Origin of the sequence: Brevibacillus choshinensis, from assembly GCF_016811915.1 — a bacterium.
GTDB classification, from domain to species: domain Bacteria; phylum Bacillota; class Bacilli; order Brevibacillales; family Brevibacillaceae; genus Brevibacillus; species Brevibacillus choshinensis_A.
In genome coordinates this window covers 1,906,499-1,927,004 of record NZ_CP069127.1, presented here as the reverse complement: position 1 = coordinate 1,927,004, position 20,506 = coordinate 1,906,499, and the positions used below count along the sequence as shown (strand labels likewise).

16 protein-coding genes and 1 other annotated feature are annotated in these 20,506 nt (G+C 52.7%); of the genes, 1 reads left to right on the top strand and 15 read right to left on the bottom strand.

The features are described 5' to 3' along the window. Positions 1-49 precede the first annotated feature (49 nt). From JNE38_RS09840 to JNE38_RS30585, 9 genes are all read right to left on the bottom strand, one after another. The gene (locus JNE38_RS09840) at positions 50-1,309 is read right to left on the bottom strand and encodes a hypothetical protein (protein WP_238933606.1); all 1,260 of its coding nucleotides are present in this window, start codon (positions 1,307-1,309) and stop codon (positions 50-52) included. A 74-nt stretch (positions 1,310-1,383) separates the two neighbouring features. Then, a complete protein-coding gene (locus tag JNE38_RS09835; protein WP_203356389.1) occupies positions 1,384-1,824 on the bottom strand; it encodes a prepilin peptidase in 441 nt (146 codons plus the stop codon). 137 nt (positions 1,825-1,961) lie between these two features. Further along, complete coding sequence (locus JNE38_RS09830; RefSeq protein ID WP_203357488.1) at positions 1,962-2,945, bottom strand: ketoacyl-ACP synthase III; 984 nt, start codon at positions 2,943-2,945, stop codon at positions 1,962-1,964. A gap of 174 nt (positions 2,946-3,119) precedes the next feature. Then, a complete protein-coding gene (murC, locus tag JNE38_RS09825; protein WP_203356388.1) occupies positions 3,120-4,502 on the bottom strand; it encodes a UDP-N-acetylmuramate--L-alanine ligase in 1,383 nt (460 codons plus the stop codon). A gap of 1 nt (position 4,503) precedes the next feature. Beyond that, positions 4,504-5,877 (bottom strand): bifunctional folylpolyglutamate synthase/dihydrofolate synthase, encoded by a 1,374-nt coding sequence (locus JNE38_RS09820; RefSeq protein WP_203356387.1) that lies wholly within the window; start codon positions 5,875-5,877, stop codon positions 4,504-4,506. A 43-nt stretch (positions 5,878-5,920) separates the two neighbouring features. Beyond that, on the bottom strand, positions 5,921-8,593 hold the full coding sequence (locus tag JNE38_RS09815; protein ID WP_203356386.1) for a valine--tRNA ligase: 2,673 nt from the start codon (positions 8,591-8,593) through the stop codon (positions 5,921-5,923). Positions 8,594-8,687: 94 nt separating this feature from the next. Then, positions 8,688-8,923: a binding site (T-box leader), on the bottom strand. 32 nt (positions 8,924-8,955) lie between these two features. Next, complete coding sequence (locus JNE38_RS09810) at positions 8,956-9,306, bottom strand: STAS domain-containing protein (RefSeq protein ID WP_203356385.1); 351 nt, start codon at positions 9,304-9,306, stop codon at positions 8,956-8,958. 106 nt (positions 9,307-9,412) lie between these two features. Beyond that, entirely contained in the window at positions 9,413-10,651 is a 1,239-nt protein-coding gene (locus JNE38_RS09805) for an ATP-binding protein (protein WP_203356384.1), read from the bottom strand. A gap of 25 nt (positions 10,652-10,676) precedes the next feature. Further along, positions 10,677-12,827, bottom strand: coding sequence for a PP2C family protein-serine/threonine phosphatase (locus tag JNE38_RS30585; protein ID WP_238933713.1), 2,151 nt, complete (start codon positions 12,825-12,827; stop codon positions 10,677-10,679). Positions 12,828-12,999: 172 nt separating this feature from the next. On the opposite strand from JNE38_RS30585, the gene JNE38_RS09795 reads away from it, so the two are divergent. Beyond that, on the top strand, positions 13,000-13,182 hold the full coding sequence (locus tag JNE38_RS09795; protein ID WP_203356383.1) for a hypothetical protein: 183 nt from the start codon (positions 13,000-13,002) through the stop codon (positions 13,180-13,182). 41 nt (positions 13,183-13,223) lie between these two features. On the opposite strand, the gene JNE38_RS09790 is transcribed toward JNE38_RS09795, so the two are convergent. From JNE38_RS09790 to hemE, 6 genes are all read right to left on the bottom strand, one after another. Then, entirely contained in the window at positions 13,224-14,219 is a 996-nt protein-coding gene (locus JNE38_RS09790; protein ID WP_203356382.1) for a protein kinase family protein, read from the bottom strand. Next, the gene (locus tag JNE38_RS09785) at positions 14,206-15,204 is read right to left on the bottom strand and encodes a phosphotransferase (RefSeq protein ID WP_203356381.1); all 999 of its coding nucleotides are present in this window, start codon (positions 15,202-15,204) and stop codon (positions 14,206-14,208) included. Before JNE38_RS09785 ends, JNE38_RS09790 begins: the two co-directional genes overlap by 14 nt. Positions 15,205-15,217: 13 nt before the next feature. Next, a complete protein-coding gene (locus tag JNE38_RS09780; RefSeq protein WP_203356380.1) occupies positions 15,218-16,837 on the bottom strand; it encodes a LysM peptidoglycan-binding domain-containing protein in 1,620 nt (539 codons plus the stop codon). A 173-nt stretch (positions 16,838-17,010) separates the two neighbouring features. Further along, complete coding sequence (hemY, locus tag JNE38_RS09775) at positions 17,011-18,420, bottom strand: protoporphyrinogen oxidase (protein ID WP_203356379.1); 1,410 nt, start codon at positions 18,418-18,420, stop codon at positions 17,011-17,013. A 12-nt stretch (positions 18,421-18,432) separates the two neighbouring features. After that, the gene (hemH, locus tag JNE38_RS09770) at positions 18,433-19,365 is read right to left on the bottom strand and encodes a ferrochelatase (protein WP_203356378.1); all 933 of its coding nucleotides are present in this window, start codon (positions 19,363-19,365) and stop codon (positions 18,433-18,435) included. Between the two features lie 18 nt (positions 19,366-19,383). Continuing rightward, positions 19,384-20,421 carry a uroporphyrinogen decarboxylase gene (gene hemE, locus JNE38_RS09765; protein WP_203356377.1) on the bottom strand — a complete coding sequence of 346 codons (1,038 nt, stop codon included), beginning with the start codon at positions 20,419-20,421 and terminating at the stop codon, positions 19,384-19,386. Between the last annotated feature and the right edge of the window lie 85 nt (positions 20,422-20,506).

Here is a 20,506-nt window from a genome sequence, read left to right as displayed (position 1 = left end):
AGAAAAGACTTCCTGCAAGAAAACCTTGACGGAAGTCTCTATCTGCTGATTATTCGGTTTTTTGAGCTTGCTGGATCCATGCCGCATAGTTCTCCAGGAATCCCAAAATGCCCGCTTGCACTTGCCACGCGTACGATTCGGCACTCTGCGACTTCTTCCCTGCATTCGCCTCAGCCATCTTGTCACGGGCGTCCATGGCCTGATTGATCCCCGCTACCATGCCGCTGATATACGGGGAACCTCCTGACTGTGACGAAACGAGACGGCTTTGCTCCAGAAATTGGCGATGCTGCTCCTTCATGGCTGCCGCTTCTTCCTGAGGCAGAACCGGCTGTGCATTGGTAATGACTTTCCCAGAATGATCGCTTAACGTTTGTGCCAGCTTCTGGCCATTCTCAAAAAACTGCTGCAAATTCGGCTGCGCCCCAGAAGATGCGGCTGTCGTCACCGCGACCTTCCCTTGGTAAGCAGGCAAAGTAAACTCTTTGACATAGACTTCGACGCCCTTGTTCTTCAAGCTGGCTGCAAAACCGAGCACCGCGTCCCGCGTCGGCGCCGCAGCAGCGAACATATATTGTTTGGCGCTGTCCTTGTACAGAAAATGCGGAAGACTGAGCTTGTCGAGAGGCGCCGTTGCTGCTTCGGCAGCCGTATCAGGGTTGAAAACGCCGGCTTGAGCTACGAACATTTTCCATTCAGGCAGCAATACATTGGCATCTGCCTGCGTCCCAGCTGCCTGCGTCGAGGAAGCATCTGCTGCAGGCTGATTGATCCCTGGCAAAACGGGTCCAACAATCGCGGTCTGCCCTCCCCCAGACGTATTTTGCGCCGTCAGCGTCTCGACCGTATCGCCCAAGACATTGCGATACGAATTAGACAATTCCTTTTCTGAAAAAACGGTCAAAACCAGAAAGCCGAATAATAGGCCGATGGCAATCGCTCCCCCGGTAGAGACGACCGTACGCACGAAGGGCCCTTTCGGCAGCCCAGAAAACAGTCTGGTTGCCGGCGTTTTGCTAAACACACTCTCCTCCACATCCACTTGAACAGGCTCCGCGTCTGCTCTGGTGTCATCCTGCTCTTTGACCGTCTGCTGCTCAGCCTTGTCGCGCAGCTCAATCATTCGATCCCAGGCTTCATTGCCCTGTTTGGCAAGCGGCTGGGAAGGAAACGGGATCGACCTCTTCTTTGCTGCTCCCTTCGTGTCCTTCCCCGCATCTGCTCCAATTGTACTTTCCTGCTTCCCGTCCCAAAACCTGCCATTCATTTTGACCGTGACATTGCTTCTTTTTTCACCGCTCACATCCATGCCCCCCAGTAACAGGCTCTTTGTAACAGCTTACGTTGCCCTCGGACAGGTTATGACTAAAGCTAGCGATTCTATCAGCTCGCACTCAACCAAACAGAAATTTGATAGCAGATCAGCCCGAGGGTCGCAAACGGGGCAAAAGGCAGAGAGGACTTTCCATTCATCCGTTTGAGCGTCAGCAACCATAGGGAGAAAAGCAGGATGAGGAAGCAAGCGGCTGTCAATACCCATACGAATGGGCGCAGGCCTAAAGTAAAGCCAAGCACGCCAAGCAGCTTGGCATCCCCCATTCCGAGGTGATCGGGCCAAAGCCAGGCAACACAGCCAAAGGCGAGTATGATCGCCACCCCGAATGAGAGGTGAGCCATCCATTCTTCCATGGTCCAGCTCTCGATTGCACTCCCCGCAATAACGAGCAGCCCCGCCAGGAGAGCGCGGTTGGGAATCCGTCTTTTTCCGACATCCGACCACGATACGATCACACAAAGAAGGATTAGGATCCATGCAATGGCCACTTTCAGTCCCTCCCCACTTAGGATTGCAGCTGTCCTCGTGCGCTTATCGTACCTTGGTCTGTTCGTACAAAAAAAGCCGTCCCGGGGCGACAGGTCGTAGCCCGGGAACGGCATGAGTGAATTGATTTTCAAGATCTTTAGGATGGATTCCAGGTCAGAAGCAGTCCAGCGTGGACGAGTCCACCCCCAAAGCCGTACAGGAGCAGTGTGTCTCCTTCTTTTACCGCCCCATCTCGGATTCCTTTCGCGAGTGCGAGCGGGATGGTCGCGGCAGACGTATTGCCGTAATACTCGAGACTGTAGAGTGTCTTCTCGATGGGGAAGCCGCTTTTTTCACAAACGGATTCAATCATGCGCAAATTCGCACTGTGCGGAATGAACCAATCGACCTCCTCCAGACTCGCATTCGCCTGTTTGACCACTTCCTGCATTCCTTTGGGGACCGTAGTGGCTACCCATTTGTACACTTCTCTGCCGTTTTGAACAATGCATCCGTCGCCGGCAAGCTCGCGACCTGTCATCTGAGTGGACAAGCCCGACCGATACACGTGAATGCCTCCTTCCCCCTTGGCGCCCAAATAAGCAGCACGAAAGCTTGGATGGGCGTCGTCTTGCTCAACCAGAACAGCTCCAGCACCATCCCCAAACAGGATGCATGTCGTCCGATCCGTGTAATCCGTGACCTTTGACAACGTTTCTGCAGCTACCAAGAGTACCTTTCGATGCAGTCCCGAGCTGATCAGAGCATTTGCCATGTGCAAGGCGTACGTAAAACCGGCGCACGTCGCTTGCAAATCGAGCGCTCCGGCCTGCTCGATGCCGAAATGGGCTTGGATCTGACTGGCCACGCTCGGAAACGGATAGTCAGGGGTCGACGTCGCGACTAACACCATATCGACATCGTGAAGGGATTTTTGATAGGTCTGAAGCATATTTTCCACAGCCGCGATAGACAGATGGCTGGTAAATTCATTTTCCTTGGCAATCCGTCTTTCGTGGATGCCTGTTCGTTGCAAAATCCACTCATCCGAGGTATCCACCAGTTTTTCCAAATCTGCGTTGGTCAGTACACGCTCTGGCACATACGTACCGATTGCGGTTATTCGTGCGCTAGAATGCATGGTCAAGATCCATCACCTCTTCCTGATTTATGACTTGATTATATCACTAACTATTAGTATCTGGTACTAATATTTGAAACTCGTCCTCGGCAAAATGCCCCCAGCCCTTTCCAGGACGCAAAAAAGGCTTGAACGCTAAATGGTTCAAGCCCTTTTCAAACGAAGTGCTATTCGTTATTTGCCGAGTCTTTCCGCCAGCCAGAAGGCGGACTTCCAAATGTCGCCCGCTCCCATCGTCAAAACGAGGTCACCCGCCTGCAATTCCTTGTACAATTGATCCTGCAACTCTTCCTTGGTCGGGATGTATCGTGCCCCTCCATGGCTGTTCTCGCGGATCTTTTGCACCAGCACCTCTGATGACACGCCTTCGATCTTGGCTTCCCCAGCCGGTGAGTAAATATCCGTAATGATCACTTCATCCGCATCGGAAAACGCGCGGCTAAATTCATCCATCAGGAAGAATGTGCGTGTATAGCGCTGCGGTTGAAAGACTGCGATAACACGCCGCCCGGAAGCCTTTGCCCCTTTGAGGGTGGCCACAATTTCCGTCGGATGATGCGCGTAATCGTCAACCACGAGGATATCCTTTACTTCCCCGATGATTTGAAAACGTCTCTTGGCGCCTCTGAAGGTGGTCAGTGCAGATGCAATCTGTTCAAATGACAAGCCTGCGTCCAGACACACAATGATGGCCGCCAGTGCATTGGCGATATTGTGCTTGCCGGGAACCGTCAGTGCCAGCTCCCCTAAGCATTCTTCATTGCGGTAAACCTGACAATGGCTGCGACGATCTCCACACTCGATAGAAAGCGCCTTGAAATTCGCCGATTGTGTAAAAGGCTCTTCAATCGCATAGGTAACGACTTGCTCCGTGACTGTCGGAAGCACTTCACGCACATGCAGATCATCGATGCACAGGACTGCTTTGCCGCCTGGCTTCAGATGACTCAGGAATTTTACGTATGCTTGCTTCAAATTATTGAAATCACCATCAAAATGCTCCAGGTGATCCGGCTCAATACTTGTCACGATTTCGTACATCGGACGGTATTCGAGGAAAGAGCCATCGCTCTCATCCGCTTCGGCAATCACGTAATCGCTGCTTCCTGCCTTCGCATTGGTACCGGCATTCATCAGCTCACCGCCAATGATAAAGGTCGGGTCGACTCCACATTCCTCCAGAACATGAGAAATCATGGATGTCGTCGTTGTTTTTCCGTGTGCACCCGCAACTGCTACCCCTGTCCGTTCATTCAGAATACGGGCGAGCATCTGGGAACGATGCATCACAGGAATTCCTTTTTCCTCGGCTGCGATTACCTCGGGATTATCCTTTGGAATGCTGGTGGAGTAAACAATGATGTCTGCTCCATCCACATGGCTGGCAGCATGGCCTAACTGAATGACCGCCCCTCTTGCTTCCAGCTTCCTCGCCAAATCGTTCATGGCGACATCGGAACCGGTTACCTTGTATCCAAGGTCGATCAAGACGCGGGCAATGGCACTCATGCCATATCCGCCAATGCCCACAAAATGTACGTGCCGTGCCTGATCCACCCTATTCACCTGCCTCTTCTACTGTAGTTGGAAAGAATGCGCGCACTTGGGCGATGAAGTAGAGCGATCCACAGACGACTAGCCAGTCATCCGCCTTCGCCGATTGCTTCTCACGCATCCAAGAAAGGAGAAATGCTCGCCAGTCAGGGACGGTCTCCAGTTTACCCTCTTCCCATCCGCCTTCGTAAAACGCCTCTTCCAAGGCTTTTGCTTCAGCTGCACGGGGAAAGTCAAACGTTGCCAGATGCAGAGAGTCCATCCGCGACTGTAACGGCTTCAGCGATTCCGCCATTTTGGAGAGCGGCTTATCCGCCAAGCCGGAAAACAGCAGATGCAAACGGGCACCCTCAGGCATCAGCCGATCCAGGCTGCTTGCGAGCGCCTCCATTCCTTCCTGGTTGTGTGCTCCATCCAAGATGACCAAAGGTCTTGGGGAGACTATCTCTAGACGACCAGGCCAACGCGTTTGTTGCAAACCGCGAAACATTTCTTCTTCCTCCAGCATGAAGGCAAAGTAATTTCGCAGGACATCCAAGGTCATAAGTGCAAGGGATGCATTGTCCGTTTGATGAATCCCGTTCATGGTCAAGCGGTAGCTTCCTTCGTGGCGGCGGAGTATGCTGCGGTAGATAAACTGCTGTTCCCCCAGCTGCTCCTCCACTTGGTCCCCGGAAAAGTGAGTACCGCTATGATACAGCGTGCTTCTCGTTTCATTGGCTTTTTCTTGAAAAACGGCAAGCACCTCTGGACGGCGTTCAGCTGTCACAACCGGCACTCCTGGCTTGATGATCCCCGCTTTTTCCTTGGCAATATCGACGAGGCTGTCTCCCAGCACATTCATATGATCCAGACCAATGTTCGTAATGACAGAGACGAGGGGAACGACGACGTTGGTAGAATCCAGGCGCCCTCCCAAGCCCGTTTCCCAAACGACGACAGCCGGCCGCGCCACTCTCGTGAAGTATAGAATGGCGATGAGCGTAATGACTTCAAACTCGGTCGGGGAACCGAATTCTGTTTCTTTTTCACACCGTTCTACGAGCACTCGCACTTCATTCGCGAGCTGCAGCAGGTCTTCCTCAGGAATCATGCTGCCGTTGTACCGGATGCGCTCCCGGAAATCGAGCAGGTATGGAGAGGTAAATGTGCCTACACTATACCCTGCTTCCATGAGCATCTGCGTCAAAAACGCGCAGGTAGAGCCCTTTCCGTTGGTCCCAGCCACATGGATAAAAGGCACTTGCCGCTCCGGATTTCCTAGTTCCTCAAGTACCCACTGCATCCTCTCCAGCCCCGGCCGTTGACCGAAGCGGAGAAGTCCATGCAGCCAGTCAAGCGCTTGCTTGTATTGGGTAAATTGTTCTTCTGCATGCATGCTACCATGCTCCATTCTCAAAAATATGCGCTGATGGGGCGGATCATTCGCTCTTCAATTCAGCAAGTCGAGCGATCACTTTATCCCGCTTTTCCATGTAGTCCGCCATTTTGGCTCTTTCTTCTGCTACGACTTTTTCTGGAGCTTTCGCCATAAAGCCTGCATTGTTCAATTTCTTTTCGATGCGCTCTACTTCGCTGTGCAGGGTGGCCAGTTCTTTATCCAGACGCTTGATTTCCTGATCCAGATCGATCAGGCCAGCCAGCGGCAAGAACATCTCAGCTCCCGTGATGATGGCCGACATCGCTTTATCCGGTGTCGCCAGCTGCTCGCTGATTTCCAGACGCTCCGGATTGCAGAATCGAGTGATGTAGTCTTGACCGCGTGTCAGGCGCTCGGCGGAAATCGCATCGCTCGGCTTGATCAACAGCTCGATTTTCTTGGACATCGGTACATTCACTTCTGCACGGATGTTGCGAACGCTGCGGATGACCTCCATCAAGAGATTCATCTCCGCTTCGGCATCGGCAAAAATCCACTCTTCCTTCACAGTCGGCCAGGCAGCTACCGTGATGCTTTCGCCCTGGTGCGGCAGAGCCTGCCAAATTTCTTCAGTGATGAATGGCATGAATGGGTGCAGCAGGCGCAATGTCTGATCGAGCACGGTGACCAGGACGGATTGCGTAGTCTTTTTCGCTGCCTCATCGGTTCCGTAGAGCGGCAGCTTCGCCATTTCGATGTACCAGTCGCACAAATCGTCCCAGATGAAGTTGTAGAGCACACGGCCAACTTCCCCGAATTCAAATGCATCCGTCAGGCGGGTCGCATCCGCGATCGTCGCTTGCAGGCGGGATAATATCCACTTGTCTGGCGTGGTGAGTTCACCGCCGAGGTCGATATCTTCGTAGCGGAAGCCTTCCAGATTCATCAAAGCAAAGCGAGATGCGTTCCAGATCTTGTTGGCAAAGTTACGGTTTGCCTCAACCTTCTCCCAATAGAAACGTTGGTCATTCCCTGGAGAGTTGCCTGTTGCCAGCGTATAGCGCAAGGCATCTGCCCCGTATTTTTCAATGACTTCCATCGGATCGACACCGTTGCCGAGCGACTTGGACATCTTGCGCCCTTCGGAGTCGCGAATGATGCCGTGAATCAGTACCGTTTCAAACGGATTTTTCCCGGTGAATTCCATCCCGCTGAAAATCATGCGGGCTACCCAGAAGAAGATGATATCGTAGCCTGTTACGAGTACATTCGTCGGATAGAAGTACTTCATGTCTTCGCTGTCATCCGGCCAGCCCAGCGTGGAAAACGGCCACAGACCGGAAGAGAACCATGTATCGAGCACGTCGTTGTCCTGCTCCAGCTTGTGGCTGTGGCAGCTCGGGCACTCCGTCACATCTTCGCGGGATACGATCGTCTCGCCGCAATCGGCGCAATACCATGCAGGAATGCGGTGTCCCCACCACAGCTGACGGGAAATGCACCAGTCGCGGATATTCTCGATCCAGCGCAGATAGTTGTTTTTAAAGCGCTCCGGTACAAACTTCACGCTCTCTTCGCTCGCTGCATTTGCGAGGGCTTCATCTGCCAGCGGCTGCATTTTTACGAACCATTGTGTGGACAGGTAAGGCTCTACGACAGCATCGCTGCGCTCGCTGTGTCCCACTTGGTGAATGTGCTCCTCGACCTTGAACATGACACCTTGCTCGCTCAGGTCTTTGATGATCTGCTTGCGGCAAGCGAAACGATCCATGCCTTTGTAAATGCCTGCCTGCTCATTCATCGTACCCGTCTCATCCATGACCACGATTTGCGGCAGGTTGTGTCGAAGTCCCAGTTCAAAGTCGTTCGGGTCGTGTGCTGGCGTGATTTTCACTGCACCTGAACCAAATTCAGGATCGACATAATCGTCCGCCACGATCGGAATTTCGCGTCCTACGATTGGCAGAATGACGGTTTTGCCAACCAGGTTTTTGTAGCGCTCGTCCTCCGGGTGTACCGCTACCGCAGTATCGCCCAGCATGGTTTCCGGACGGGTCGTCGCCACCTCGATGTAGCCAGAGCCATCAGAGAGCGGGTAGCGCATATGGTGCAGGGCACCTTTTACTTCCTTATAGATTACTTCGATGTCGGAAAGTGCAGTGCGAGCCGCAGGGTCCCAGTTGATGATACGGTTGCCGCGATAGATCAGCCCTTTTTCATAGAGGCGAACAAACACTTCGCGAACAGCGCGGGACAGGCCCTCATCCATCGTAAAGCGCTCGCGGGAATAATCGAGGGCCAGGCCCAGCTTTTCCCACTGCTCACGGATGTGCGATGCGTAAATGTGCTTCCACTCCCACACCTTTTCCACGAACTTTTCGCGGCCGAGGTCATGACGGGAGATGCCTTCCTCACGCAGTGTTGCTTCAACACGCGCTTGCGTCGCAATCCCTGCATGGTCCATTCCCGGCAGGAACAACGTGCTGTAGTCTTGCATCCGCTTAGTCCGCGTGATGATGTCCTGCAGGGTCGTATCCAGCGCATGGCCCAGATGGAGCTTCCCTGTTACGTTTGGCGGGGGAATCACGATCGTAAATGGTCGTTTGTTCGGATCGCGCTCCGCTTTGAAAAATTGCTTTTGAATCCAATAGGGATACCATTTGGTTTCAGCCGCTTTTGGATCATAGTTTTTCGGCAGCAGCTGGTCGATGTCTTGTGTTGGTTGAGATGACATGCGTGACTCCTCCTTAATAAAAAACATGCTGGAAGCACTCTTGCAGAAGGCAGATCTTCGGCTGAGGCCGCCAGAAAATAAAAAAACCCTTCATCCAAAGGACGAAAGGATATTTTCGCGGTACCACCTTTGTTAACACGCACGGTCGATGACGATGCGTATTCCCTCAAACACGATAACGGTTGCGAACCGTTTCCGGCTGAACGTACGTCTCACCGGAACAACTCCTGGGCGACCTTCAGTCATTCGTCACCTTAGAGAATCTCGCAGCTATTGATTCTCCTCTCTGACAAGGGTTCCTGACTTACTCTTCCCACTCCACGTTGCTTACATATGGAATTATCATGGACATTTCTACGTTATTATATACAATCAGTCGGTTTCGCGTCAAACCCAGTTTCAACGGCTTTCCCCACGGAGATTCCCAAAGCCTCCGTAAAGCCGAGCACACTCAAGATATCCAAGATCTCTTCTCGCACATTCACAATTTCTACTTGCTTGCCTAGTGCCAGCAGTTCTTTCGTCGTAAAAAACAGGCTGCCTATCCCCGATGAGTCAACAAAAGAGACGCCCTGGAAATCGACAGTAACGGATTCGTTGCGTCCTCCATATTGCTGGAGCAACTCCCCTACCCGGTCTCCCACAGCCATATCCAGTTCCCCGGCAAAAAATAGCGTGGCTTGCCCATTTGTTTCTGTCGCCCGATAGTCCATGTATAAACTCCTCTCATTGATGTATAGGTCCCCACCGTACTCCCTCAATTACTAGATACCCTTTTTCACACGAGTACAAACATTTTCGTAAATGACAGCACATTCTCTAGGAAGTGGCCTCGCATTCGAGGATGAGCTTGGTCCCTGCGAGAGAGCTGCCCAGATAAACCCGATCACAATATTGCAGCATGACATGAAACCCTGCGCCGAGGGAATGACGAGTCGAATACCCTTGCTGCAGAGTCGCTCTCGGCAGCTCTTCCAGCAGGATGCCTTGGCCCTCATCATGAATGACCGCTCTGCACATGTGCTGCTCGTTCGACACGTACACCGTGATCGTCCCGCCATCGCCATGCTTTAAGGTGTTCGAAGCCGCTTCATTGACAGCGACCAGAAATTGCAGGATGCGCTTGTCGGACAATCCGAGCGGCTCTAGGGCACGCTTGCACGCCCGCCGCAGCTGTGCCAGATCCTTTGGAGCACGCACGTCCATGGCAAACGATTTGTGACCGTTGCGGAGCAGAAAAAACAGCTCCTCGTCATTTAGCAGGAGCAGCTTGTTATGGGTAACCACTCCCAAAATATCCTTGTAGATTTCCCATTCCCTTCGCTGACGCTTCCTCTCTTCCGCAATCGCTTCCGTCACATCGATCAGTGCGATCCCGAACGTTTGATCAGGCAAGGGAGAAGCGTACATTTCAAACAGCTTTCGGCCGTCTTCGGAAATGAGCTGCTCGCGAAAAGAATCCAGGGAGCTCCTGCCATCCGTGATCAGGCGATACATTTCCCTCTCAATGTCGCGTTCCGCTCGCGATGTTCCCAGCGGCCTCAGATTGCCTTCATCAAACAAATACAGAAAAATGGTCCCGATCTGCCGCAGGATGGAGAGCTTCTGCAGCTCCTGCCTGATCAGGCGCCCTCGTTCATCATCTCTTTCTTTCAGATCCACCAAAAGTTCGGACGGGTCGAGCTCGCCGCTCATATGCCAGTTGTGAAACTCTTCAAGCAGCAGACGTTCGAGCACTTCATCCCGACGCAAAACTTTCTCAATATCGATCACATAATACGGAACGCCATGGATCCCGTGCAGTCCGTCCCCGATGATCCGAAAATCGCCGGCGAGCTCAACCTCCATACGTCCGTGCAGCGGTTTCTCGTAACTGAACAGGCCAATGGCTGTCCGACTGACTGTGACAAGCTGGGCCTGGCATTCTTCCGATGTAGAAAGGTTCGTGATCCGGACTGGCCGTGGAGGGATTACCTTTTGAGCCGACCCCCCACATCGAAGCTCGATCAGGCAATTATCGCAAGCGGGATTGTCAGGACAACCCTCACACAAAATCACATGTCATCCTCCTTTCGCAGGGCAATCATAAACGGGCAGCCGGTGCCGTAGACACATCGATGTCCGGAAACGGCTGTGCCGAATAGGATTGAAAATACAGGATCAAGACGGACAAATCATCTGTCTGTCGTCCTTGGCGAGTCACTTCCCATATGTACGATTCCACCCCATCCATCAAATGCTCCAGTACATTCCCATGCTCGTCCATCAACAGGGAAAAGCCATGAAGCCATGAATGAGTATCGCGAACTAGTTCTTTTCTTCCGGACTCCATGAGTCCATCTGTATATAAAAGCAGAAAGCCCTCTTCTAACAATGGTACTTTTTCGAGCGGGTACGTGCTATCAGGCAAAAGCCCTAGACCAACCCCTCCGACACAAGGCAAAACCATCTTTTGCGTTGCCGACATATAGATCGGCCTCGGATGACCGGCGCGACTCAGCAGCAGGGCATGCTCGTCTGCATCATACAGGGCGACCAGCATCGTTACAAAGGATCTGGTTTTGGACAGGTCGTCGTACAGCAGCTGATTGAGTCTCGTCAGCACTTCATCTGGCGACCAGCTCTTTTGCAGCACGGCTCTGACCGCACTGCGAATTCCCGAAGCCAGCAGACTCGCAGGCAGTCCGTGACCGGATACATCCGCTACAATAAAACAAGTATACCGTTCATCGACACGAATGTAATCAACATAATCCCCACCAACATAGGTAAAAGGTGCATAAACGGCTCGCGCACGCAATCTCTCCAGCGTCAGCTGCTCTTTCGGCACCAGCGTGGATTGAATCTGTCTGGCCAGCTCCATTTCCGATTCCATAAACCGCAGCTCCAATGCTTGATGCTGCTGCAGGCAGCGCTGCGCAAGCCCCCTCACGTTGATCAGAAGCAATTGGAATAAAGATTGTTCCAACTCTTTTTGCTGGATGTCCTCTGCACTCGTATAGGCCTCAAGACTCACGTACCTGGGGGTCAGTGCAGAATCCAGCTTTTCATTCGCGACGATCTGCTCCGACACCTGATGCAGCACATCAAGACGGTTTTTCTCGCCTCTCTCGGTTTGATAGTAGACTGTCTGATTTTGCGATTCCAGTGAGAGTCTCATATAGACGAGGGAATCCATTTTTGTGAACCACGTTTCTACCAGCTCTTCTATCACTTGCTGCAAGGTTTCATAGGTTACCTCCCGCAAGCTTTGTTCATTGCTCGCAATCAGCACGTGCTCATAGTTTTGCTTGAGCTCCAGCACATGACTCAGTTGTTCATTGGATTTTCTCGTCAAAGCCAATTGCTCTTCGTATTTTTGTTCGAGTCTTGCGGCAGAAAAATACGTCCGATTCATTTGCGTACGATTGTCCCGTATCGTCAAATACACGCGGATGCAGCCAAACGCGATCGCTACCCACAACCCCATCCTCCCGTAAGCAGGAAGGTCGGGAGCGCCGATGAGCAGAGCCACACACAGCAGCAGCATGACTTGCACCATGATGACATCTCTTTTGCAAAAAGTCAGCTTCTGAAAAAGATAGCGATAATCTGCCTGATCAGCAGGCAATAGCCCTTGATTCTCCCATCCGAAATGCGCCCGCAGCAAAACAGCCAGGAAGATCACGCCCAGCGCCAGAATTGCAGCCTGGGGAACGAACGGTTGCAGAATCGAGCAGACTGCAAACAAGATCGTGGCGAGTGCCACCAGCGCCCTTCTGCTCCTCTCTGCTGCTTTTGGAGCTTCCCCCTGCCCGCTTTCTGCGAGAAGCGTAATAGCGGGAATGACGACAAACATCCCGCCAAGCAGAGGCAGCATGTACGGAATATTCTCCGGTTCGGAATTGCAGTAACCCATTTCATGCAGGATGACCATCGTCATGCTCGTGATGATCAAAGCCACTGTATCAAAAGTGGTTTTCCAGGATTCATAGGTCAAAGTCGAGTGCTGAAGCGCATGAATGGACAACAGAAAAAACGTATACGTCATCACGAAGGAGGGCAGAAAAGCTTGTTGCAGCTCCAGAGAGGGAAACAGTGTCACAAATTTCCCTGCCCCCCATGTGATTAAACCCAGTCCTTGCAAAACAGAAGCATGATACCAGCGCTTTACGGAAGAGAGTCCACTTACGCGTGCCAAAATGAACGCACCTGCGCATACTCCCAGCACGAAAAGCAAGGATTCCCCTAACATGTCGATCACCTTTATGTGTGCGTCCTTTTGGTTCCTGACCATTTACGTTCCCGTTTGCCTGACGATTCAAACCTGATCCCGGACAAATAAAGTCCCGAACTACTGCTATCATCTTTTGCCAATCTAGCACTGTCCCACCATTTGGCGCATATGCTGGAATGAGGTGATTTTGATGAATTTCCGTTGGAAGTACAATCCCACCTATTTGCGAATCAAGTATGGATTCAAACAGGTGCTCATTCCTCTCATTACCTTTCAATTCATCCGCACCATCATCCTCCCAACCTCCTTTGATGTCGTCATTCTCGGAATTCTGGCCCTGGCATATGTCGCTATTGCTCTGGAATGGTGCTGAGAAAAAGAAAAACAACGCCCCACGCGGTGAGACGCTGCTCGCTAAAAAGCCTGTTGGACCCAACGATGCAGTCGCATCAGGCGGTCCATATCTTTTTCCAGCCGTTTGACCGCGTACAGCTCACTCCACTCTTTGCGGCCGTTGTAATAAATATCCACATCCCTCATGATTCGCTCCGGATAAGAGAGGAAGGCAGCCAAAAGCTCGATTTCCTCTGGTCGCAACGGAAAGATGGAGGCGTAGTGATGGAACAGCTGAGAAGCTCCGACCTCATCTCCCGCCATCTGGAAATACATCCGATAAAACAAGGTCAGATCTCGAATCGGCGTATCAAAGGTAGCACGGTCAAAATTCAGCAGTTTGCCTTTTCCAAAGCGATCCAGGATGACGTGTGCGGGATGGGGGGATCCGTGGATCATGGACAAACGAAAATGAGCATGCGTCTCATGCCGTTCACGCCAGTCCTGCAAAAGGTCCTTTGCCGTCTTGGCCATCTCTTGGATGAATGCACGATTCGCCAAAAAGACCAGATCGAACGGGGATTGGTACGGACGCTCGTTTGCAATTTGCGCCGCCTTTTCCATTTGCCTCTGCCAATAGCCCCAACGGATGAGCAAGGAATCGATCAATGGCTCCACTTGTCTCGGATCGTCAAAGCGATAGTTTTGCGTCAAATGGTGCAGCTCAGCCAATCGCTCCAGGGTAGGGGTAGCCCAGGCCAATGGCTGGTCTTCGCCCGGTTCGCTGTTGGGCTGCCAAGAAGTCAGATAATAGGTGGCATCTTGAAATTGGACAAACGGGTCGTCGTATTTGGTGTGTAAAAACGGGACTGCTCCGTCCCAGCCTCTCTTCTTCAATTGGCGAAGTACATCGCTGACGTGCTGCAGACGCTGACCAGGTGCCGAAGTCCGCTTGCAGACGTACGAGCCATACGGAGTGATCGCCTTGAAGACGTTTGGCTCCTTCAGGACATCGATGTTCTGGGCATACATGTCGTACTCCTGAAACAACGGAAAAATGTCTTCAAAGCGGCTCATGGATTCCCTCACTCCTTGGTCGCTCGGCCCGATCGGCGATGTGCCTCAAAAGAGTATCGATGGATTGCTGGCTCAAAAGCGCCTGCTCAATCCCTGTTATCGGTACATCCTCGTTGACCGCTACGCGTTTTACATAAGACTCCACACTTTTCCAGATTTCACGAGGTCTTGCCATGAACGCAAGCAGCAGGGTGTAGTCACCATAGCTGAGAGGCTTTACTTCCTCATAGCCATCGAGGAACGAATCAACCTGCTGCAAATCCTGATTCCTCAGGTAGACATCCCGCAAATAGCTTGCGACATCTCGCTGCTGAACGGACAGAGCAGGTCGAAAGAACCCCCTCAGATGCAGCTTCCCACTCACCAGTCCCCAGTTGTCACGAAAGAGATCCCGGTGAGAGACGCCCACAGAATCGGCGGCAATGCTGTCGCTTCCCAGCATGATAGTCGAGCGTTCCATCCTCTGCAGCAGCGGATCCATCAGCCCAGCTACCCAGCGCTTCTCCCCCTTCTCCCTCCTGTACTTGGAGCGGAATGACTCGACCAACGCTTTGGCGCGGGTCCACTCGGTTTCTGCCTTCATCTGTTCTTGCTGCAAGTAATCGATCCCCGCCAGCAAATTGCTTTCCTGCTGCGATTGATGCATCATGGCGACGACGCGGCCACACTGGTAGCTCGTGTATACAGTAGACGGATAGGAATCGACCTTCCGCAGATGGTCTGTCATCGTGACTCCTTGTTTGCCCACGAGTACGTATGGCTTGGATTCCCGCGTGCGAATAAAACGCTCGACCTCGCGAAACCCCTGACGCGCCAGTCGTTCGCGCCAGGCAAACGACCAGCGCATCACATCGACACGCGGCCAAACGTGCAATTCTTTGGGGCCCCGGTTTGTCTCCAGTAAGTAATAATCGTCAAGAGGCGTGACACGAATCACGCGGGCGCGGTAGTTTTGACAAACCTCGGAAAGATCAATCTTGTCCACGGTCCCCCACTCCTCACTGTGGAATGTACAGGATTTGTCCGGCGACAAGCTGCTCGGAAGCCAATCGGTTCACTTCGACAATTTTGGAAACGGGCAAGGAATAGCGTTGGGAAATCAGCTCCAATGTCTCATCCCGCTGGATAATGCACATTTTCAACTGACTCGAGCGCTCCTCCTTATTGCGAATGAACGAGGTGAGATTTTGCATGGCTTCCAACGTGTTAGGGCTGGAATTCGCAGATGACCCTCTACGTGAAGAGGAGCTAGCTGACGATTCCGCCTCCAGAGCCATTGCTTCCTGTTTGGCACGACTTGCTTGCGAGAAAATCGACGTAATGTTAACGTTGCCCGCCTCTTCACGGGATGGCTTGCCGGAGATGGCAATTTTCAGCTCCACCTCATCGCTCGCGTCAAACTCAGCAGCCACGTCTGTTACGTCCTCTTGCCCAGACGCTTCCAACTCCGCTTCCGCTTCTTGCGTCTCATCGGTAACGACTGGGGTAAAGTCAGGCTCATGATGATCGTGAATGGCGAGGGTAGCTTCCTCTTGCTCCTCCCGCTGGACAGGTACATCCACCCACTGCTCCGTCTGGTCAGCGTTGGTCACCTGCGTTCCGTATACAGGTGAAGCGTATGCGGCAGACTCAATGGCAGGCTGATCCGCCTCCCATGACAACGGTGCGTCTGCATACCTCTCCTCTGGATACGAAGCGAGCTGCGCCTCATCCGGTTCCGTCACTTCACCGAAATGCTGATCGGGATAATAGTCGCGCGCAGCCACTTCCATGGCCGGAGCATCATACAGAGAGGTCGACTCTTCCGCTGCATATCCCCCTGATTCGTACGACTCTGATTCGTACGACTCTGATTCGTACGACTCTGATCCGTAAGTCTCTGATTCATAAGACACCGGCTGTTCTACTCCTGACTCGTACGTCCCTGATTCGTAAGACACCGGCTCGACGGCCCCTGACTCGTACGCGACCGGCTCGCCCTGTAGCTCCAGCTGCTGCTCCAGTTGAGCCAGCTTTTGCTCGATGTCCTCGAGTGAAGTCAGCTCAGGAACGCCTTCCGTCTGATTCGATGCCACATGGGCAAACTCCCATGCCTCTTCCTCGTGTGCTGCTTCAGGCTGCTCGTAAGGATTTGGATTTGCGCTGGATTGAGTCGGCTGGTCGGAGAGCACAATCCCGACGATCTTCAGCTCTGCTTCAATCAGCAGCTGATGCGGTGATTCCAGCTTGTAATCGAAGCTGTCCACAATGGCATAAATATCCCCGATCTCTGCAATTCGCTCGAGAGGAATCGTGATATTGAGCGGGACGCGATGTCCGATTTGCTCCTCCCAGCCATAATACGGCCCCTCTGTTCCTTCAGGACGAAACGGAGAGAAAGTCATGGCCTGAACCAGAGTTTCCGCTCCACCGCCCTCTGTCTCAGCGGCATCCCTGATCGGCTCGTACTTCCCAAACAGCTGCAAGCAGCCTGTAATGGAGATGTAGGAATCGTTCTCCAACACCTCTACATCCGGTACCAGCTCCAGCTCTTGCAATTCTCCTATTCCGGCTCTATCGGATGAGAGGAAAATGGTCTCCTTGATGGCAAACGAGAGCAGTCCATCCTGTAACGCCATTCATGCTCCTCCTTTCAGGTGCAGGACATTTCCCTATACTATATGGACAGGACGAGCCGTTTAGCACCGGAAATTCCAAACCACACTTCGCAAGATCGCTAACCTTCTTCTCCCACCCTCAGCTTTGTTGAAGTCACCATCTTTTTTTCATTTCCAATAAAAAAACCGGGGAGCTATTTCCCCGGCAGGACCATTTCGATTAATTTCGTCACAGCTTTCTTTCCTTGATCAATGCAATCCGGCACCCCTACTCCACTGTAGGAAGCACCTGCCAGGAGCACGCCTGGGAGGCTCTCCGCCACTTTTCCCGAGACGTCCCGCACCCAAGCCTGGTGCCCCACGACATACGGGATCGCGTTTTGCAAGCGGGTCACTCGATAAAAATCAGGCTCCTGGCGAATCGTCATGGTCTTGTGCAGGTCACGCAAGGCTACCTCCACGATCTCTTCGTCCGTCAATTGCATGAATGCCTGCTCTTTGGCTTTCCCGACGAAACAGCGAAGCAATGCCTTGCCGGCAGGAGTCGTATGCGGCCACTTGCGATGAGCCCAGGTGCACGCTGTAATCTTGGCCCCCGAGTTGCGCGGAACGATAAACCCGGTCCCCTCCATTCCAATGTCGACGGCGGTTTCCGGAAACGCCAAGCTGATCGTTGCGACCATGTGCGGATTGGCCTGTGACAGGGTGGGAACGGACGCGTAAGGGCGCAGCAGCGGCTCTGCCACCGCATGAGGAACGGTGAACAAGACAGCATCCGTCTCGATGCGCTCACCGTCTTTTGTGATGAGCGTATAGCCGCCTGACTCGCGCTTGATCAGCTCCTGCACCCCTGTGCTTTTGCGAACCGCGTCAGCAGGGAGCTTGCTTTCTACGCCTTCTACCAACGACTCCAATCCATTTTTCAGGGTAAGGAAGATCCCCTTCGGCTTTCCCTGGTCTTTCGACTGGGGCCGCGAATGCTTCATCGCCAAAATGAGACTACGGTGCTGCTTTTCCATCTGGGCGAACTGCGGGAAGCTGGCCAACAGACTGAGATTGTCGATATCTCCTGAATAGACCCCTGACAAAAGCGGCTGAATCAGGTTTTCAATGACCTCATCTCCAAGACGTCTGCGAAAAAAGTCACCGACTGAGATATCCCCGTCTCCTGTTGAGGCAGGCAAAAACAAATCCGCAGCCGCGCGGATTTTCCCGGGCCAGGAAATCAGCTCCGAGGTCACAAACGGCATGACCTTCGTCGGAACTCCCATGACCGCCCCTTCCGGAATGGGCATGAGCCGATCCTTGTGCCAGATGTACGCTTGTCCGGTGCTGTTGCGCACGAGATCATTCTCCAGGCCGAGATCCTTCGCCAGCTGAGCTGCACTCGTCTTTCTCTCCAGGAAAGAGTCAGGTCCTTGCTCGATGACAAACCCGTCATGTCTCCAAGTCTTGATCTTGCCACCCAACCGTTCTTTTTCTTCCACGACTTGAAAGCGAATGGGCAGCCCCTTCGCTTCCACTTCCTTTTGCAAGTAAAAGGCGGCGGCCAGTCCAGTGATGCCGCCACCTACAATCGTAATATGATATGTTTTTTCGCTCATACCATCGATCCCCTAGTCCGCCAGCTTTTTCCCGACGGCATCAGCCAGACAGGAGATAAAGGCAGGTCTGGCATTCGGCATCGGAGGGCGGTAATAATGGACGCCCAGCTCTTCTGTCACAGCCTTGCATTCGTAATCGTTGTCGTACAGCACTTCGAGATGCTCCGCAACGAATCCGACCGGACAGTACACAAATGCAGTAAAGCCATGCTTTTCATGCAGCTCACGGGTCAAATCCTGAACATCCGGTCCCAGCCATGGTTCGGGTGTGTTGCCTGCGCTCTGCCAGCCGATCGCAAAATCTGGAATGCCCGCCTTCTCGGCAATCGTTTTCGCTGTCTCTTCCAGCTGCTGCGGATACGGGTCACCCGCATTCAGGATCTTCTCTGGCAAACTGTGCGCGGAGAAAATGACTACCGCCTTCTCCTTATCCGCTGCAGGCATCGAGGCAAACGTATCCGTGATCACTTTTACCCAATAATCGATAAATCCAGGCTCCAAATACCAGCTTTCAATACTGTGAATAACTGGACCGCCAATGGACTCTGCATGCTCTTTTGCCCGCCCGTTATACTCTTTTACGCTGTAGCTGGAGTAATGCGGTGCGAGAACCAGACTGACAGCCTCCGTGATCCCGTCGCGCTTCATTTGCTCGACAGCATCCTCGATAAATGGAGATATATGCTTGAGCCCCAGGTACCCGACAAATTCGCGGTCCGGATAACGCTCATTCATTTCTTTCACCAAGGCGTCCACTTGCTCGTCCGTAATCTCAGCAAAGCGATTCAGTCCCCCGACAGCCTCGTAGCGTGCCTTCAGATCCTCCAGCAGCTCCTCGGGCGGCTTGCGACCGCGCCGGATATGTGTGTAATAAGGTTCGATGTCCTCTCTGCTGCGCGGCGTACCGTACGCCATGAGCAGAAGTCCTGTCTTTCTTTTTGCCATCGTCTTTGCACCTCCTGGTTACACGCCCTGTTTGTAGCTATGAATGAACTGCGTCAGCTTTTGCAGCGTCTCTACCTTTGCATCCGGGAATACACCGTGCCCCAGATTGAAAATGAACCCTGGCTGCTTGGTTCCTTCGTCCAGAATTTCTTTCGCTTTTGCCTCGAGCTTCTCCCACGGCGCCAGCAGCAAAGTCGGATCCAGGTTCCCTTGCAGCGTTTTGGTCACGCCCATTTCTCTCGCAGTCGTAATAGACGTGCGCCAATCCAGACCGACTACGTCTACCGGCAGGCGATTCCAATCCATCAACAAGTGGCCGGCTCCAATCCCGAAATAAATCGTTGGCACGTTCGTATCTTTCAACGCATTGAAAATTCGGTTCATCACTGGAGTAATGTATTCGCGGTAATCTTCGTCGTTCAAAGCTCCTACCCAGGAGTCAAACACCTGTACCGCTTGAGCGCCCGCGGCAATTTGGGCTTTTAAGTACGTGATCGTCATGTCACCCAATTTGTCCATCAGCGCTTGCCATGCTTGCGGCTCCGTGTACATGAATGCTTTGGTCTTGTGATAATGCTTGGATGGACCGCCTTCGATCATGTAGCTGGCGAGGGTAAACGGCGCACCGGCAAAACCGATCAGCGGAACAGACAGCTGCTGACGCAAGATTTTGATGGATTCCAGAATATAAGGCACATGCGTCTCCGGTTCCAGCTCATGCAGGCGATGGACATCGGCGAGCGACTGAATCGGATTGGCAATCACCGGCCCAATCCCCGATTCGATGTTCACATCCACTCCGATTGGCTTTAGCGGAGTCATGATGTCTGCAAACAGGATAGCGGCATCCACTCCGAGCTGTTCCACTGGCAAGCGTGTCACTTCTGCACAGACTTCAGGTATGTAATTCATTTCAAAAAAGCTATGCTTCGCTCGAATCGCGCGGTATTCAGGCTGGTAGCGTCCAGCTTGACGCATGTACCATACAGGCACATGGTCCGTCGCTTCCTTTCGGCACGCTTTCAAAAAAGTATCGTTAAATGGTTTTGCGGTCATGAATAAACCTCTCTTTACACAAGAATCTTCCCCTACTTCATGATACCATTGGGCATTCGACAATGTAGGGACCTTTTGTGTCAAA